Below are 216 nucleotides of genomic sequence, written 5' to 3' on the forward strand. Positions count from 1 at the left end.
AGGCGTCAGTCCGTATACATCGCCTTACGGCTTCGCACGGACCTGTGTTTTTAGTAAACAGTCGCTTCTCGCTGGTCTCTGCGGCCACCCCAAGCTCACACCGCAAGGGTGATCACCTAGTGTGGCCCCCCTTCTCCCGAAGTTACGGGGGCATTTTGCCGAGTTCCTTAACCATAGTTCACCCGAACGCCTCGGTATTCTCTACCTGACCACCTG

Annotated in this window: 1 rRNA gene; it reads right to left on the reverse strand. The window is 56.5% G+C overall.

The window, feature by feature from the left end:
- Positions 1–216 (reverse strand): 23S ribosomal RNA (locus tag CU044_RS30195); the annotation flags it as partial.

This window comes from Streptomyces sp. L-9-10 (genome assembly GCF_004151105.1).
In the GTDB taxonomy this organism is placed as follows: Bacteria; Actinomycetota; Actinomycetes; order Streptomycetales; family Streptomycetaceae; genus Streptomyces.